Source organism: Paramagnetospirillum kuznetsovii (genome assembly GCF_003284725.1).
GTDB lineage: Bacteria > Pseudomonadota > Alphaproteobacteria > Rhodospirillales > Magnetospirillaceae > Phaeospirillum > Phaeospirillum kuznetsovii.
The window spans coordinates 345,502-361,418 of record NZ_PGTO01000003.1; the positions used below are offsets into that span (position 1 = coordinate 345,502).

Below are 15,917 nucleotides of genomic sequence, written 5' to 3' on the forward strand. Positions count from 1 at the left end.
ATTTAACAATGTTCGAAGCTGCCGAGTTGGGGCGAAAGATATCGCGCGACGAATTCGACGCCATGGCGCCGGAATTGCGCACCGAATTGCTGGCCTTGCAGCAGCAGCTGCGTCAGGCGGATTTCCCCGTCATCGTGCTATTCGCCGGTGTGGATGGGGCGGGCAAGAACGAGACCGTCAATCTGATCAACGAATGGATGGACCCGCGCTGGATCGTGACGCGGGCCTATGGCAAGCCGTCGGACGAGGAACGGGAGCGGCCGGAATTCTGGCGCTACTGGCGCGACCTGCCGCCCAAGGGCAAGGTCGGGCTGTTCCTGTCGTCATGGTATCATCGTCCCCTGGTGGATCGGGTCTATGGCAAGACGACGCTGGCCGAACTGGATGAAAATCTGGAACAGATCGTCCATTTCGAGAAGGCCTTGGCCGATGAAGGGGCCCTGATCCTCAAATTCTGGATGCACCTGTCGGAAAAGGCGCAGAAGAAGCGCCTGAAGGGCCTGGAAAAGGATCCCATGACCGCGTGGCAGGTCACCAAGACCGACTGGGAACATTACTGTCTTTACGACAAATTCACCTCGGCGGCCGAACGGCTGATCATGCATACCAGCAAGGGCCATGCGCCCTGGCAGATCGTCGAGGGCGCCGATTCCCGCTATCGCTCGGCGGTGGTGCTGCAAGCCCTGAAGGACGCCATCACCAAGCATCTCGCCAATCGCGAAGCGGTGAAGAAGGTCAATGCCGAGATCAAGGGCAAGGCGGCCAAGGGCAAGAAGGCGGCGGCTCCCGACGCCCTGGTGTCGCAGCCCTCGATCCTGTCCTCGTTGGACATGACCCAGAAGCTGGAAGGCCCCGACTACACCAAGGCGCTGCAGGAACAGCGGGCCAGGCTCGCCCATCTCTATCACGTGGCCAAGGAAAAGGGCGTTTCCACCGCCCTGGTGTTCGAAGGCTGGGACGCCGCAGGCAAGGGCGGCACCATCCGCCGCCTGACCAATGCGCTGAACGCCCGCGACTATCAGGTCATCCCCATCGCGGCCCCCACCGAGGAAGAACGCGCCCAGCATTATCTGTGGCGGTTCTGGCGCCATGTGGCCCGCGCCGGTCGCGTCACCGTGTTCGACCGTTCGTGGTATGGCCGGGTGCTGGTGGAACGGGTGGAAGGATTCTGCACCGAGGAGGCCTGGCGTCGCGCCTATGGCGAAATCAACGACTTCGAGGAGCAACTGACCCAGCACGGCATCGTCATGTGCAAGTTCTGGCTTCACATCACGTCCGAGGAGCAATTGGCCCGGTTCAATTCCCGCGGCCAGATCGAATACAAGAAGTGGAAGCTGACCGACGAGGACTGGCGCAACCGCGAAAGCTGGGGGCTCTACGAGCAGGCGGTCAACGACATGGTGGAACGCACCTCGACCTCCAACGCGCCCTGGACCCTGATCGAGGCCAATTCCAAGAACCTCGCCCGCGTCAAGGTCATGCGCACCGTCGCCGACGCCCTGGAAGCCGCCCTGGGCAAGGCGGCGAAGATCAAGAAGAAGTAATCATCTCGATGAAGATGCCGCAGGCCTCGGATGGGGCGATGCGGATGGTTCCGGCGGCGTCGCGACTGAAAGCGACGCCGTTGGCGTTCAGAACCCTGGCGGCGGCTTCGGTGTCGGCCACCTTGATGGTCATGGCGACCATGGCGGGCGGCGCGGGCGGTTCTTCCTCGTCGGCTTCCGGGTGCAACTGGTCGAGATCCTCGGGCCGACACAGGAACACCAGCCCCTTCCCGGTGTGAATGGTCACGGTTTCGTCGGTGGCGGTGGAGGCCGCCGGTCCGATCAGGCTGTCCCAGGCGGGCATCAAGCCGATGGGATCGGCCACCAGGGCGGTGACGGAGGCGACGGCGCGGGCGCCGTTGGCATGCTCGGTCCAGCCGGGCTGGCGCAGGATCTCGGGCGTCAGATGCTGGCACAGGAACGAGCCCACCCCCGGCGTGGTGTCCGGCGGCAGCGGAGCGGCCTTGAAGCGGGCCATGGTCGCACCCTGGGCGGTCGCCACCGCCCGCGACAGGTTGCCCGGCGCCTCCACCCCCAGGCGAAGACAATCGGCCTCCGCGTTCTCGGTGGCGAAGACCAGCCCCATCAGCCCTTCGCGTTGGGCGGTGAAGGCACGAACCCGGTCGGCCGGTCCACCCTCGCCCGCCGCCGCCAGCAGCTCCAGATAATCACTGTCGAACATGACGCAATAATTGGCGGTGCCCCATTCGGCGTGGCTGCCCCGCGACGTCAGGGTGAAGCCCAGGGTCCGAAAGGTCTCGGCGGCGGCGTCCAGGTCGCGCACCGCGATGATGACGTGGTCCAGTCCGGTGATGTGGCTGCGCATGGCGGTCCTCTTAGGGGCGGGCGGGACGCCCGCGCTCCAAGACTATGTGCGGAGCGCGGGCGTCCCGCCCGCTCAAGCCTGTTTGGCGTCGATGATGGCGCGGCGGATGGCGCGGGTCTCGGTGAAGCGCTTTTGCAGCACCTCGCCCTCGCCCCAGCGGATGGAGCGTTGCAGCGCCGTCAGATCCTCGGTGAAGCGTTGCAGCACTTCGAGGACCGCCTCGCGGTTATTCAGGAAGACGTCGCGCCACATGATGGGGTCCGATGCGGCGATACGGGTGAAGTCGCGGAAGCCCGAGGCGGAGAACTTGATCACCTCTTGCTGCATATGGCCTTCCAGGTCGTTGGCGGTGCCCACGATGGTATAAGCGATCAAGTGCGGCAGATGCGAGGTGATGGCCAGTACCTTGTCGTGGTGATGGGGATCCATGATCTCCACCTCCGAGCCGACGCCCTTCCACAGGGCCACCACCTTGTCGACGGCCTTTTGGTCGCTGCCGGGCAAGGGGGTCAGGATCTGCCAGCGGCCCTCGAACAACTCGGCGAAGCCGCTTTCCGGGCCGGAATGCTCGGTACCGGCGATGGGGTGGCCGGGAACGAATGTGACGCCATCGGGCAAAGACGGCATCAGGTCGCGGATCACCGCCAGCTTGACCGAGCCCACATCGGTGATGATGGCACCCGCCTTCAGATATGGCCCGATGGCCTCGCCCACCGCCTGGGTGGCGCCCACCGGCGCTCCGATGACGATCAGGTCGGCCTCGGGAATCGCCTGGGCCGGGTCGTCGGTGGCCTGGTCGACCACCGACAGCGCCAGCGCCGCCGTCCGCGCCTTCTCGCTGATATCCAGCGCGATCAGCTTTTCGGCCAAGCCGTGCTTGCGGACGGCGCGGGCCAGCGACGAGCCGATCAGGCCGATGCCGATGAAACAGACCGTCTTGAACAGGGGAGAACTCATATTTTGTCCCTCAAGCGCCGGGCGGGTGCTCGCGCACCCTTGGCTCCTACGCTTCGCTTCGGGGCGCGCAATGCGCCCGCGCTCGGCCGTGCCTCGCTCATCCCTTGACGAACTCCCGCAGGGTATCGACCACGATCTGATTTTCTTCGCCGGTGCCGATGGTGATACGGAGCGAATCGCCCAGGCCGTAAGCGCCCATGGCGCGCACGATCACCCCCTTGGAGCGCAGGAATTTGTCGGCGGCGGTGGCGTCCTTGCCCTCGCCCGCCGGGAAGCGCACCAGGATGAAGTTGCCCACCGAGGGGACCACGGTCAGGCCCAGCTTGGTCACCTGCTCGCTCAGCCAGGGCAGCCAGTAGTCGTTATGGCGCTTGCACAGCTCGGCGTAGTCCTTGTCCTCGAAGGCGGCCAGTCCGGCGGCCAGGGCGGCCGAGCCCACGTTGAAGGGGTTCCGCACCCGGTTCAGCACGCCGATGATGTTCTCCGGCCCATAGGCCCAGCCCAGGCGCAGGCCGCCCAGGGCGAACATCTTGGAGAAGGTGCGGCAGACGATGGTGTTGTCGCCCGCGTCCACCAGTTCGTTGCCTTCGGTGTAGTCGTTGCGCGAGACGAACTCGGCATAGGCGGCATCGATCACCAGCAGGATGTGGGGCGGCAGACCGGCGCGCAGGCGGGCTACTTCCGAGGCCGGGATATAGGTGCCGGTCGGGTTGTTGGGATTGGCCAGGAAGACGATCTTGGTCTTGGGCGTCACCGCCTTCAGCAGATTGTCCACATTGGCGGTCAGATCCACTTCCGGCGCGGTCACCGGAGTGGCGCCACAGGCCTTGGCGGCGATGGCGTACATCAGGAAGCCGTGGGCCGAATACAGCACCTCGTCGCCGGGGCCGGAATAGGCGCGGCACAGAATGCCCAGCAGTTCATCCGATCCGGCGCCACAGACGATACGGGCGGGGTCAAGGCCGTAGCGGGCGCCGATGGCCATGCGCAGGCTTTCCGCGCCGCCGTCGGGATAGCGGTGGATTTCGCCGGCCATGGCCTTCATGGCCTCCATGGCCTTGGGGCTCGGCCCCAGGGCGCCTTCGTTGGACGACAGCTTGATGGTGCGGCTGACGCCTTCGATGGCCGATTCGCCTCCCACATAGGGGCGGATATCCATGATGCCGGGGCGGGGCGCGGGAGCGGTCACTGGTTGGACTCCTGGAATGGACGTAAGGGAAGGACGGGATTAGGAAATGGCTTCGGCCGCCAGCGGGGTGGCATAGCCGCCGATCACCGAAACATGGCTGATGGGATCCTTGGGAGCCACCAAGGCCACCAGCCGGGGGTCGGCGGCGGTGACATGGCCGAGAATCTCCACCATGTGCAGCCAGACCGCGCCGTGGCGGTAGATGGCCAGCAGTTGCGCCGGTTCCAGCCCGCCGGCCGACAGCACGGCGCGCAGGCGGTCGCGACTGACCTCGGGGCCGGTTTCCAGCACCAGGACAGTGCGGTCGTCGCCGGTCTCGTCATGATCGCGGCAGGCGATGACCAGGGCCTGGGGCGGCTCGGGCGAGCCCTTGGCGGGGAGCACGACGGCGAAGGGCAGCCGCGCGACCACGCGGGGCGGCTCGCCGCTGCCCACGGTCAGGCTGGCCCACCAGGGCTCTGCCTCGTCGGCGATCTCGGTGCCGGGCGTCAGGGGCACCACGCCGACGGAAGCATGGCCGTCGGCCACGGCCCGCACCACCTGACCGGCGCTGCGATAGGCGTGCAGCGGCGCCACGGTGCCGAAATGATTGCGGGCCAGCTCGACGCTGCTGGTGGAGCGGCCGACGGCGTGCACCGCCACCGAGAAGGGGCCCTGCAGGGCGACCAGCGCCCCCATGATCTCGCGCCAGATGCGCACCAGCGCCATCTTTGGGAAGGCCCCAGAATGACGGGCAAGAAGACGGCGCAGAATGCTCGCCTCGCGCCCTGGTCGCAGGGAGACGCGGCTATCGGATTTTGCGGCGGCGATATGGGCGACCAGATCCGATCTTTGCATCAACAGGTCGTGAATCGACTCGTCGATACAGTCGATTTTCCGGCGAAGCTGGTCGAGATTGGCGCTGTCCTGGCTCATGGGGTTTCGTCTGCGATCCGAAAACTCTATCCAAGACGGTTAGATGTAGTTCGGGAGCGCCCGGAAATCAAAGAAAACATTGACAGTTCCGACCCGCGACCATAGCTAATCCTCTCCCCGCTTTTGCCAAGCGAGCCCATGACCGTGTCCGACCCCGTTTCCGAGTCCAGTTCCGCCGCCCCCGACCGCAAGGTCGAATTGGGGCGCGACCGGCCGATTCGGCTGGATTGCGGGGTCGAGATCGGGCCGATCACCGTCGCCTATCAGACCTATGGACGGCTCAATGCCGACAAGTCCAACGCCATCCTGATCTGTCACGCCCTGACCGGTGATCACTACGTGGCCGATCCCCACCCCATCACCGGCAAGCCGGGCTGGTGGAGCGAATTGGTCGGGCCGGGACGGCTGTTCGACACCGACCGCTATTTCCTGATCTGCTCCAATGTGCTGGGCGGCTGCATGGGCACCACCGGCCCCATGGAGATCAATCCGGCCACCGGCCAGCCCTGGGGCCTTGGCTTTCCCGTCATCACCATCGGCGACATGGTGCAGGTCCAGGCCCGCCTGATCGACCATCTGGGCATCGGCCAGCTGTTTTGCGTGGTGGGCGGCTCCATGGGCGGCATGCAGGTGCTGGAATGGGCGCAAAGCTACCCCGACCGGGTGTTCTCGGCCATCCCCATCGCGGCCGCCGCCCGCCATTCCGCCCAGAACATCGCCTTCCACGAAGTGGGGCGCCAGGCCATCGTCGCCGATCCCGATTGGTGCGACGGCAATTATCTCCTAGAGGGCAAGCGCCCCCATCGCGGCCTTGCGGTGGCGCGCATGGCGGCTCATATCACCTATCTGTCGGAACCGGCGCTGCACCAGAAGTTCGGGCGCAATCTGCAGAACCGCGAGGCGGTGGCCTATGGCTTCGACGCCGACTTCCAGGTGGAAAGCTATCTGCGCCACCAGGGGTCGACCTTCGTCGACCGGTTCGACGCCAATTCCTATCTCTACATCACGCGGGCCATGGACTATTTCGATCTGGCGGCCGAAAACGGCGGCGTTCTGGCCAATGCCTTTCGCGGCACCCGCACCCGCTTCTGCGTGGTCTCCTTCACCAGCGACTGGCTGTTTCCCACCGCCGAAAGCCGCGCCGTGGTGCATGCCCTGAACGCCGTGGCGGCCAATGTCAGTTTCGTGGAAATCCGCTCGGACAAGGGCCACGACGCCTTCTTGCTGGACGAGCCGGAATTCCATGCCACCCTGACCGGCTTTCTGAACGGCGCCGCCGCCCATCGCGGCCTGCCTGGTCGCGGGGGTGCTTCCCAATGATGATGCCCAGCAGCTCCGAAGGAGCGCGGTTCAAATGATGATGGTGGTCGGCAACGGCAATCTGCGCGTCGATCTGAAGCTGATCGCCGACATGGTGGAGCCCGGCTCCCGCGTGCTGGACGTGGGCTGCGGCGAGGGCGCCCTGCTGGACTGGCTGGGCAAGACCAAGAATGTGGACGGGCGTGGCATCGAACTGTCCATGGCGGGCGTGTCGGCGGCGGTGTCGCACGGCTTGTCGGTGATCCAGGGCGATGCCGACACCGATCTGAAGGATTATCCGTCCGGCGCCTTCGACTACGTCATCCTCAGCCAGACCCTGCAGGCGACCTACGAGCCCAAGACGGTGCTGAGCCATATGCTGCGCATCGGGCGGCGGGCCATCGTGTCGTTTCCCAATTTCGGCCATTGGCGGGTGCGCATGCATCTGCTGTTCCGGGGCGCCATGCCGGTGACCGACACCCTGGCCTATGAATGGTTCGACACGCCCAACATCCACTTCTGCACCATCCGCGACTTTCTCAGCCTGTGTCGCGGGCTGGGGATCACGGTGGAAAGGAGCATTCCGCTGGACCGCGAGGGCAAGGTGCTGCCGCTGCCCAGCTGTGACGGCATCGCCAACCTGTTCGCCGACCAGGGACTGTTCGTGCTGTCGCGGGCGGCTCAGTAATCTTCGCTCACGCCGCCGCGCGATTTTCGTTAATTGCGGCCAGGAAGCCCTCGACCTCGCGACGCAGCGCGTCGGCCTGGTCGGTCAATTCACCGGCGGCGGCCAGGACGTCGTTGGCGGTTGCCCCGGCCTGTCGCGCCGCCTCGCTCACCTCGGCGATATTGCTGGAGACCTCGCTGGTTCCGGCCGAGGCCTGCTCGAGGCTGCGGGCGATTTCGGTAGTGGCGGCGGTTTGCTGGACCACGGCTTCCGCCACGGTTCCCGAAATGCTGTCCATATCGGTGATGGTGCGCACGATGGCGCCGATGGCGTCGGCCGCGTTCTCGGCGGCGGACTGGACCTGAAGAATCTGGGATGAGATCTCGTCCGTCGCCCGCGACGTCTGGTTGGCCAGCGTCTTGACCTCGCCCGCGACCACGGCGAAGCCCTTACCGGCCTCTCCCGCCCTGGCGGCCTCGATGGTGGCGTTCAGCGCCAGCAGATTGGTCTGGGCGGCGATGTCGTTGATGAGGCTGACCACCTCGCCGATCCGGCTTGCCGCCGATGTCAGTCCGCCGACGATTTCGCTGCCGCGTCCGGCCTCGTCCACGGCGGTCTTGGCGCAGGCGGTCGAGACATCCACCTGACGGGCGATTTCCGACTCGGAGGCGTGGAGTTCCTCGGTTGCGGCCGCCACGGTCTGCACGCTCATGGCGGCCTGATTGGCGGCGGCGGCCACGGTGGCCGATTGCTGCGAGGTTTGCTCCGCCACCGCCGACATGGTCTGGCTGGTGGTCTGCAATTGGATGGCGGCGGCGCTGACCGACTTGATCACGCCGGAAACCTTGGTGTCGAATTCCGAGGCCAACTGTTCCAGGCGACGCTGGCGAGCGGTGTCGGCCTCCTGACGCCGGGTCTTTTCGGCGGCGGCCTCGGCGGCGGCCTCGATATGCTTGCGAAAGACCATCAGGCCGCGCGCCAGGGCGCCGATCTCGTCGGTGCGTTCGGTGTGATGGATTTCCGCTGTGCGGTCATCCCGAGTCAACCGGTCGAGGGTTGTGGTGACGTCGCCCATGGGGCCGGTGATGCCACGCCCGACCCGGGCGGCGATCAGCCAAACCACGGACAGAATCACCAGGGCGGCGAGCCCGAACTCGACGGCGCGATTGCGAAAGGCGGCTCCCACGTCGTCGATGTAGATTCCGCTGCCGACCACCCAGCCCCAAGGGGCGAAGCCCTGGACATAGGATAGCTTTCTGACCGGTTCGGTGCCGCCGGGCTTGGGCCAGTCGTAGTAGACGAAGCCGGCGCCCTTGGCCTTCACCACCGCGTTCATGTCCTGGAAGAACAGCTTGCCGTCGGTGTCCTTCATGCCGCTGATATCGGTGCCCACCAGTTTGCGGTTGGGGTGGGCCAGCATGACGGAATCGGCACTGCGGTGAACCCACAGATACTCGCTTGCCTCGTAGCGCAGGCGGTCCATGGCGGACAGCGCGGCGGCCTGGGCGTCGTCGCGGCTCATACGGCCCGAGCGTTCCTGATCCTCGAACCAAGCCAGAAGAGACGTCCCGACCTCGACGATATGCCGTGTCTTGACTTCGCGATCGTCCAGAAGATCTTGTCGGGTCTGAATCAGGCTGGCGGCAACAACCGTAAGAATACCACAAAGGGCCGTTGCGACGATCAGTCGCAGACGCATAGAAATCCGCATGGTCCCATCCCCTGCCCACTTGATTGCCGGGCCTTTTGGCGCCGCCCAAGCGCCAGCCTCTTATGACAAGTTCTAATTTTTCTAAACTAGCGGAAATAGGTGGTCAAATGCTGATTTAGCCAGCATACCCTTTAGGGTATGACACAACCAATACCAAGGTATTGCTACAGGGTAATATCGGGAATGGTGAAGCAGAAGACGCTTCCCTCTCCGGGAATTGATTCCACCCAGATTCGGCCGCCATAGCGGCCCACCACGCGCTTGCACACGGCAAGGCCGATGCCGGTGCCCTCGGCTTCATTGCGGCCCTGGAGGCGTTGGAAGATCTGGAAGATCCGCTCACAATACTTGGATTCGATGCCCAGTCCGTTGTCGCTGACCCGGAACTCCCATTCGGCCTCCTTGCGCTGGGCCGAGATTTCGACGCGGGGAGGCCGGTCGGGGTGGCGGTACTTGATGGCATTGGCGATCAGGTTCTGGAACAGTCGGACGAATTCCACGTCGTCAACGCGAAGCTCCGGCATGTCCTTGGGCACGGTCACGATGGCGCCGCTTTCCTCCACCGCCACGGTCAGGTTGGCCAAAGCGGACTCCAGGGTCGTGGCCAGCGGGATCGGCTCGTCCGGCAATGGGCTGCGGCCGATGCGGGAATAGGCCAGAAGGTCGCGGATCAGGTGGTCCATCCGCTGGGCGCCGTCCATGGCGAAGGTGATGTATTCCTTGGCCTCGTCGTCCAACTGGTCGCCCAGGCGTCGCGACAGCAGGCCGAGGAAACTGTTGACCATGCGCAGCGGCTCGCGCAGGTCGTGGCTGGCCACATAGGCGAACTGTTCCAGATCGGCGTTGGAGCGTTCCAACTCGGCGGTCTTTTGCGCCAGTTCGGCACGGACCCTCTTGCGGATGGTGATGTCGCGGGTGATGCCGCGATGGCCGATCACGAATCCTTGGGTATCCAGGATGGGGGTGATACTGATCTCGGTATGGACCAATCGGCGGTCGGCGGCCGCAAGTGCCAGTTCCAGGCGTCCGACTCCGTCGGACATGGCGGCGCGCACGCGGGCGATATCCTCGGGACGGCAAAGCTCGAGCAGCGGGCGTGACAGCAAGTCTTCCGGCGGGCAGCCAAACAATTGGCCGCAGCGGGGGCTGACATAGGTGAACCGCCCCTCCGAGTCGGTCTCCCAGATCAGATCGGAAATGTTTTCCACCAGATTGCGGAACTTCTGCTCGCTGATCCTAAGGCGGGCCTCGCTGTCCCGCAGGGAGGCCGCCATGGCTTCCGAGCGGGCCAGTTCCGCTTCGAGCCCCTTGCGCGACAGATAGAGTTCCAGGAACACATTGGCCTTGGACCGCAAGATGAAATCGTCCACCGGCTTTTGGATGTACTCCACCGCGCCGACGCTATAGCCGCGCTTGCGGTGCAACTCGTCGGAATAAGAGGCGGTCACGAAGATCAGCGGCACCTGGGCGGTACGGGGCTCGCCGCGCAGCAGCTCCGCCAATTCGTAGCCGTCCATGCCCGGCATATCCACGTCCAGCAGGATCAGCGCGAATTCATGGTCGAGGCATAGGGCCAGGGCGTCGTTGCCGTTGCCGGCCTCGATCAATTGCGCGTCGACCTTGCCCAACACCTTGCGCATGGCCAACAGATTGGACGGCAGATCGTCGACGATCAGGATCTTGGGGCGCAAGGGGGTCATGGCAACTCGGCAGTTCGGCTGGGGTTGCATAAGGCGGCGAGCACCGGCGCGAAGCGACCGGGCACCAGAATTCGATCAACGGCGCCCCGCGCGATGGCGGCGGTCGGCATTTCCGAGGCGAAGGCGGTGGCGGGATCCTGGACCAGACAGACGCCGCCCGCGGCCTTCACCGCCGCCATGCCGTCGGCGCCGTCTGCATTGGCGCCGGTCAGCAGCACCGCCGCCAAACCGCTTCCCCAGGCCTCGGCGGCTGAAATCAGAAGCACGTCGATGGAGGGGCGCGCGTTATGAACCTTGGGATCGGTCGATACCGAGAAGGTGTGGTCGGCCTCGACCATCAGATGATAATCCGGCGGCGCCACATGGATGATGCCAGGCGTCACCGGCTGCCGTTCCTCGGCTTCGACCACCGGCATTTTGCAGTCGCGGCGAATGGCGTCTTCCAGATAGCCGCCGCTTGCCGCGCCCACATGCGCCACCACCATGATGGGAACCGGAAAATCGTCGGGCAGGGCGGGCAGGATCATCCGCAACACCTCCAGCCCCCCGGCGGAACAGCCGATGACGACGGCTTGGATGGGAGCATGGGGAGGCTGGGGGGCACTCACGGCGATTCCGCCAGCTTCTTGTAAAGCCGCAGCGGAGCATCCACCGGGGCGAACCGGGCCGCCGCCGGGGTGAAGGCCACGTTCTCCTTGGTGCCCAGGCACAGGAAGCCGCTGCGCGACAAGGTGGAATCGAACAAGCCCAGCACCCGATCCTGAAGATGGCGGTCGAAATAGATCAGCACATTGCGGCAGACCACCAGATTGACCTCGCAGAACACGCCGTCGGACACCAGATTGTGGTGGGCGAACGAGATGCGGTCCTTGATGGCCGAATCGATCTTGGCGTAGCCGTAGCCCAGGCTGAAATAGGACGCCAGCGCCTTGGTTCCGCCCGCCTTCAGATAGTTTTCCGAATATTTCTCGATCGTCTTGACGGGAAAGATGCCCTCCTCCGCCTTGGCCAGCGCCATGTCGTTGATGTCGGTGGCGTAGATCTGGGTCTTGGACAGCAAGCCCGCCTCGGCCAACAAAATAGCCAGCGAATAGACCTCCTCGCCGGTGGCGCAGCCCGCCTGCCAGATATTGATGCGGGGATAAGTGGCGAGAACCGGCGCGATCTGGTCGCGGATACCCTTGAACACCTGGGGATCGCGGAACATCTCGGTCACCGGCACCGACAATCCCGCCAGGACTTCCGGCAGCAGGGCGTCGTCGTAGAGAATGCGCGGCACCAATTCGGCGATGGTGGCGCAGCCCAACTTGTGGGCCAGGCCCGAGACCCGGCGTTTCAGCGAGGCGCGGGCATAGCCGCGAAAGTCATAGCCGTGCCTGCGCGCCAGCACGTCCAGCACCAAATCCAGTTCGATACTGTGAATGCTGTTAGACCGCCACGGCATTCGCGCTCTCCGGAATATGCGACATCATCATGGAGACGAGCCGTTCCACATCCACCGGCTTGGCCATGTAGTCGTTGGCCCCCGCCTCCAGGCATTTGGCCTTGTCGCCTTCCATGGCCTTGGCGGTCAGGGCGATGATGGGAAGCTTGGCGAAGCGGGCCTGCTTGCGGATTTCAGCCATGGTCCGATAGCCATCCATGCCCGGCATCATGATATCCATCAAGACCAAATCGATGTTGTCCTGGCCGGCCAGTTGCGTCAATGCCTTCGCGCCGTCCTGGGCGATCAGCACCTTCAGCCCCTTGGTCCGCAGCACCTTGGACAGGGCAAAAGCGCTCCGCATATCGTCATCGACCACCAGGATCGTCCGTCCGGTCAAGCGCCGGTTGGCCGCGGCGGGGACGACAGGCGCCGCAGCCTCCTTTGCCGCCTTCGCCTCGACGCTGTGGAGGAACAGCGACACCTCGTCCACGAGGCGGTCGGACGAGCGGCCGCCCCGGATCACGATGCTGTCGGTGAACTCGCGGATGCGCAGGGTCTCATCTTGGGACAATTCGGTCGCCGAATAGACGATCACGGCGGGCAGATCCATCTTTTCAGCCACCGCCCGCTCCAGCAGATCGATGCCGTTCATGTCGGGCAGGGCAAGATCCAGGATCACGCCGTCGAATTTGTGCCGTTGAAGCAGGGCCAAGGCGGCGCCGCCGCTGGCGCAAGCCAGAATGTCGAGATCGAGATTGCCCAAGATGGCGATCACCGCGTCGGTGGCGGCGGGATCGCCATCGACCAGCAATATCCGTCGGCGGCCCTTGGGCGTGGTCGCGACCAATCGCGCGAAGGCTTCCTCCAACTGCTCCTTGGCCACGGGCTTGGCGAGATAGCCCACCGCCCCCGCTTGGTGGGCGCGCAGACGTTCGTCGGAGGCCGAGACCACATGGACCGGGATGTCGGCGGTTTCGGGCGAGCGGCGCAAGGCCTCGATGACGCCCCAACCGTCCAGCCCCGGCAAACCGATGTCGAGCACGATGCCGGTGGGCAGGTTGCGGCGAGCCATTTCGACGCCGTCCGTTCCGTCGGCGGCGGAAATGGTCTTGAAGCCCCGCTTGGCGGCCAAATCGCAGACGATGCGCCGAAAGACCGGGTCGTCCTCGATGACCAGCAACACGGCGTCGCGGTCAGCGGTTGCGTTCATCGTGGCAAGACGCTTCGCCACATCCTCGATATCACGCTCCACATCTGCCGGAGCGCAAGGCTTGCATGGCGCGCCGATGGTCAGCGGGACAAAAAGCGTGAAGCTGCTGCCCTGGCCGACCTGGCTGCTCAAGGAGACATCGCCACCCATCAGGCGCGCCAGCTGCCGCGAAATGGTCAGGCCGAGGCCGGTGCCGCCATACTGGCGAGAACTGCTGCCGTCCACCTGTTCGAAGGCGCGGAACACGCGGGTCAGGTCTGCCTCGGCGATGCCGATTCCGGTATCCGTGACCGACAGGGCCAGGAAAAGCGTGGGATCGGCACCGGGAACCGCCTTTGCCAAATGGGATTTGGCGGGATGGGACAGTCGCACGGTGACGCCGCCCTTGGCGGTGAATTTCAGGGCGTTGCCCACCAGATTATTGATGATCTGTTCGATCTTGCCACGGTCGCCGCGAAATTGAGCGGGCAGGTCGGGGGCGATTTCGATGGTAAGGTCCAGCGACTTGTCCTGGGCCACCGGCAGGAAGCGGCGGCGGATACTGGCGGCAAGGGCTTCCATCGCGATATCGGTCGCCGCCACGGTCATCTTACCGGCCTCGACCTTGGACAGATCCAGGATATCGTTGATCAGGGCCAGCAGATTGGCGCCGCTTTCGTGCACCACCCGGGCGGATTCCACCTGATCCTCGGTCAGATTGCCCTCTTCGTTGTCGGCCAGATTCTTGGACAGGATCAGCAGGCTGTTGAGCGGCGTGCGCAGCTCGTGGCTCATATTGGCGAGGAATTCCGACTTGTAGCGGCTGGCCTGATCCAGTTCCACGGCGCGGCGGTCCGCCTCGGCGCGGGCGGCTTCCAGTGCCTCGCCGCGATCCTCGAGGGCGTCGGTCTTCAGGCGGAGCTCCTCGTTGGCGGCCTGCAATGCCTCTTGCTGCATGCGCAGTTCCTCTTCCGAGGCGCGCAATTCCTCGTTGGCGCTTTGCAGGGCCTCGCTTTGCGAACGCAATTCCTCTTCCGAGCTTTGCAGCTCCTCCGCCTGGACTTGCGTCCTGGCCAGGAGGTCGCGGGTCCGCAGATTGCGTTCGAGGATTTCCAGATTGAGGCCGAGCACCTGGGCGGCCTCCTCCACCAAGCCACGGCGCGCATCGGTAAAGGATGAGAACGAGGCCAGTTCCACCACGGCGATGACCCGGCCGCGAGCGGCGATGGGCACCGCGAGGGCCGCCCTGGGCGAGGCGTCGCCAAGCAGGGAGCCGATGCGGATATAATCGTCGGGCAGTTGGTCGCGCAGAATCGCGGTTGTCGACTGGGCGCATTGACCGGCAAGTCCCTCGCCAGGCCGGAAGGATCTCCGCTTGCCGTCGGCGCCCCAGGCGGCGACCTGTTCGAAGCGATCGCCGTCGTCGCACCGGACATGGAACAGTCCGACACCGGCATCGGTCAGCGGCGCCAGCACGTCGAGCGCGACCCGACCAAACTGTTCCAGGGTATCGGCGGACTGGACGGCGGAGGACAAATGGGCGATGCCGTCCTTGATCCAGCGCTGCCGGTCCAGTCTTTGGGCGGATTCCTTGAACACTTGAACGGCGCGGGCCATCTCCGCCATTTCGTTGCGGCCCTCGCGGTTGGGAACTTCGGCGTCCAGATCGCCCTCCGCCAACCGCCCCATGCAGGTTCGCAATTGCCGCAAGGGCTCGGCGATGGAACGGGTGATCAGTTGTGCCGTCAGCAGGCCCAATGCCGACAACGCCACCAGGACCATCAGGATGTTGGTCAAGGCGGCCTCGCGCTCGGCTTCGATGCGGGCGTTGAACTCCGACGCCTTGCGCCAGGCGAATTTATAGATCTCCTCGAGATTGCGGCGCAGATCGGAATATTGCGGCGCCCCGGTCTGGCGGGCATTGGCGATGGCCTCGTCGGCCCGGCCTTCGCGCACCAATAGGATATTGCGTTCCCTGGTGGCTTTCCACAGCATCAGGGAGGCTTCCAACCGCCGGACATCGTCCTGCGGCCCCAGATACTGGCGGCCGATGATGTCCATATCGGCATGGATCTCGGCATCGGCCGCCGCCGCCATCCCGGCGATGCGTTCGACCTCGGCCTTGCTGTCTGCCCGCATCAGGGTCAGCATGTCCGCCCGCATGGAATTGACATTGGCGCGAATATGCATCAGCGCGTTGGTCACGGCGAAGGGGTGGGCATACATGTCCGAGGCCATTTCCGCCATGGACGACATGGTGCGGACCGCCATATTCGCCATCACCGCCGTCAGCAGAATGACGGCCGCGAAGCCGACGGTCAGCCGGGTGACGATCTTGGTGCGAACTGGCATCGGAGCCCCAAACCATTTGCGACGAAATGTATCGTGGCGAATACATAGCAAACAATGAGACCTAGGGGCTATACCGCATAAGCCCCTTAATCACCCCTTAACTCGGCCATGCTATGGTTGCACGGTTCAAAGGAACCGAGTT

Annotated in this window: 12 protein-coding genes; 3 read left to right on the plus strand and 9 right to left on the minus strand. The window is 64.7% G+C overall.

Annotated features, from left to right (window positions below):
• The first annotated feature begins 8 nt into the window (after positions 1 to 8).
• On the plus strand, positions 9 to 1,544 hold the full coding sequence (pap, locus tag CU669_RS06530) for a polyphosphate:AMP phosphotransferase (RefSeq protein WP_112143003.1): 1,536 nt from the start codon (positions 9 to 11) through the stop codon (positions 1,542 to 1,544).
• Here pap and CU669_RS06535 read toward each other — a convergent pair.
• From CU669_RS06535 to CU669_RS06550, 4 genes are all read right to left on the minus strand, one after another.
• A complete protein-coding gene (locus CU669_RS06535) occupies positions 1,531 to 2,370 on the minus strand; it encodes a VOC family protein (protein ID WP_112143004.1) in 840 nt (279 codons plus the stop codon). The genes pap and CU669_RS06535 overlap by 14 nt on opposite strands.
• 72 nt (positions 2,371 to 2,442) lie before the next feature.
• The gene (locus CU669_RS06540; RefSeq protein ID WP_112143005.1) at positions 2,443 to 3,327 is read right to left on the minus strand and encodes a prephenate/arogenate dehydrogenase family protein; all 885 of its coding nucleotides are present in this window, start codon (positions 3,325 to 3,327) and stop codon (positions 2,443 to 2,445) included.
• A gap of 97 nt (positions 3,328 to 3,424) precedes the next feature.
• The gene (gene hisC, locus CU669_RS06545; protein WP_112143006.1) at positions 3,425 to 4,516 is read right to left on the minus strand and encodes a histidinol-phosphate transaminase; all 1,092 of its coding nucleotides are present in this window, start codon (positions 4,514 to 4,516) and stop codon (positions 3,425 to 3,427) included.
• A gap of 39 nt (positions 4,517 to 4,555) precedes the next feature.
• Positions 4,556 to 5,431, minus strand: a complete 876-nt coding sequence (locus CU669_RS06550) for a chorismate mutase (RefSeq protein WP_112143007.1) — start codon at positions 5,429 to 5,431, stop codon at positions 4,556 to 4,558.
• A gap of 138 nt (positions 5,432 to 5,569) precedes the next feature.
• Between CU669_RS06550 and metX the strand changes: the two genes are divergently transcribed.
• Complete coding sequence (metX, locus tag CU669_RS06555) at positions 5,570 to 6,751, plus strand: homoserine O-acetyltransferase MetX (RefSeq protein ID WP_112143008.1); 1,182 nt, start codon at positions 5,570 to 5,572, stop codon at positions 6,749 to 6,751.
• A gap of 37 nt (positions 6,752 to 6,788) precedes the next feature.
• Complete coding sequence (gene metW / locus CU669_RS06560; protein WP_112143057.1) at positions 6,789 to 7,418, plus strand: methionine biosynthesis protein MetW; 630 nt, start codon at positions 6,789 to 6,791, stop codon at positions 7,416 to 7,418.
• Positions 7,419 to 7,425: 7 nt separating this feature from the next.
• Here the strand turns inward: metW and CU669_RS06565 are convergent, their stop codons facing one another.
• The 5 genes from CU669_RS06565 to CU669_RS06585 form a co-directional block, all read right to left on the minus strand.
• On the minus strand, positions 7,426 to 9,108 hold the full coding sequence (locus tag CU669_RS06565; RefSeq protein ID WP_112143009.1) for a methyl-accepting chemotaxis protein: 1,683 nt from the start codon (positions 9,106 to 9,108) through the stop codon (positions 7,426 to 7,428).
• Between the two features lie 164 nt (positions 9,109 to 9,272).
• The gene (locus CU669_RS06570) at positions 9,273 to 10,808 is read right to left on the minus strand and encodes a sensor histidine kinase (RefSeq protein ID WP_161539596.1); all 1,536 of its coding nucleotides are present in this window, start codon (positions 10,806 to 10,808) and stop codon (positions 9,273 to 9,275) included.
• Positions 10,805 to 11,416, minus strand: coding sequence for a chemotaxis protein CheB (locus CU669_RS06575; protein ID WP_239988578.1), 612 nt, complete (start codon positions 11,414 to 11,416; stop codon positions 10,805 to 10,807). The genes CU669_RS06570 and CU669_RS06575 overlap by 4 nt, the downstream gene beginning before the upstream one ends.
• A complete protein-coding gene (locus CU669_RS06580) occupies positions 11,413 to 12,252 on the minus strand; it encodes a CheR family methyltransferase (protein ID WP_112143011.1) in 840 nt (279 codons plus the stop codon). The genes CU669_RS06575 and CU669_RS06580 overlap by 4 nt, the downstream gene beginning before the upstream one ends.
• Positions 12,236 to 15,775: a response regulator gene (locus tag CU669_RS06585; protein WP_112143012.1), complete on the minus strand. Its 3,540-nt coding sequence runs from the start codon at positions 15,773 to 15,775 to the stop codon at positions 12,236 to 12,238. The genes CU669_RS06580 and CU669_RS06585 overlap by 17 nt, the downstream gene beginning before the upstream one ends.
• Between the last annotated feature and the right edge of the window lie 142 nt (positions 15,776 to 15,917).

Coding starts and splice junctions, on each gene's coding strand:
- pap (WP_112143003.1), top strand. CDS start 9: ATGTTCGAAGCTGCCGAGTTGGGGCGAAAGATATCGCGCGACGAATTC.
- CU669_RS06535 (WP_112143004.1), bottom strand. CDS start 2,370: ATGCGCAGCCACATCACCGGACTGGACCACGTCATCATCGCGGTGCGC.
- CU669_RS06540 (WP_112143005.1), bottom strand. CDS start 3,327: ATGAGTTCTCCCCTGTTCAAGACGGTCTGTTTCATCGGCATCGGCCTG.
- CU669_RS06550 (WP_112143007.1), bottom strand. CDS start 5,431: ATGAGCCAGGACAGCGCCAATCTCGACCAGCTTCGCCGGAAAATCGAC.
- metX (WP_112143008.1), top strand. CDS start 5,570: ATGACCGTGTCCGACCCCGTTTCCGAGTCCAGTTCCGCCGCCCCCGAC.
- metW (WP_112143057.1), top strand. CDS start 6,789: ATGATGGTGGTCGGCAACGGCAATCTGCGCGTCGATCTGAAGCTGATC.
- CU669_RS06565 (WP_112143009.1), bottom strand. CDS start 9,108: ATGCGGATTTCTATGCGTCTGCGACTGATCGTCGCAACGGCCCTTTGT.
- CU669_RS06570 (WP_161539596.1), bottom strand. CDS start 10,808: ATGACCCCCTTGCGCCCCAAGATCCTGATCGTCGACGATCTGCCGTCC.
- CU669_RS06580 (WP_112143011.1), bottom strand. CDS start 12,252: ATGCCGTGGCGGTCTAACAGCATTCACAGTATCGAACTGGATTTGGTG.
- CU669_RS06585 (WP_112143012.1), bottom strand. CDS start 15,775: ATGCCAGTTCGCACCAAGATCGTCACCCGGCTGACCGTCGGCTTCGCG.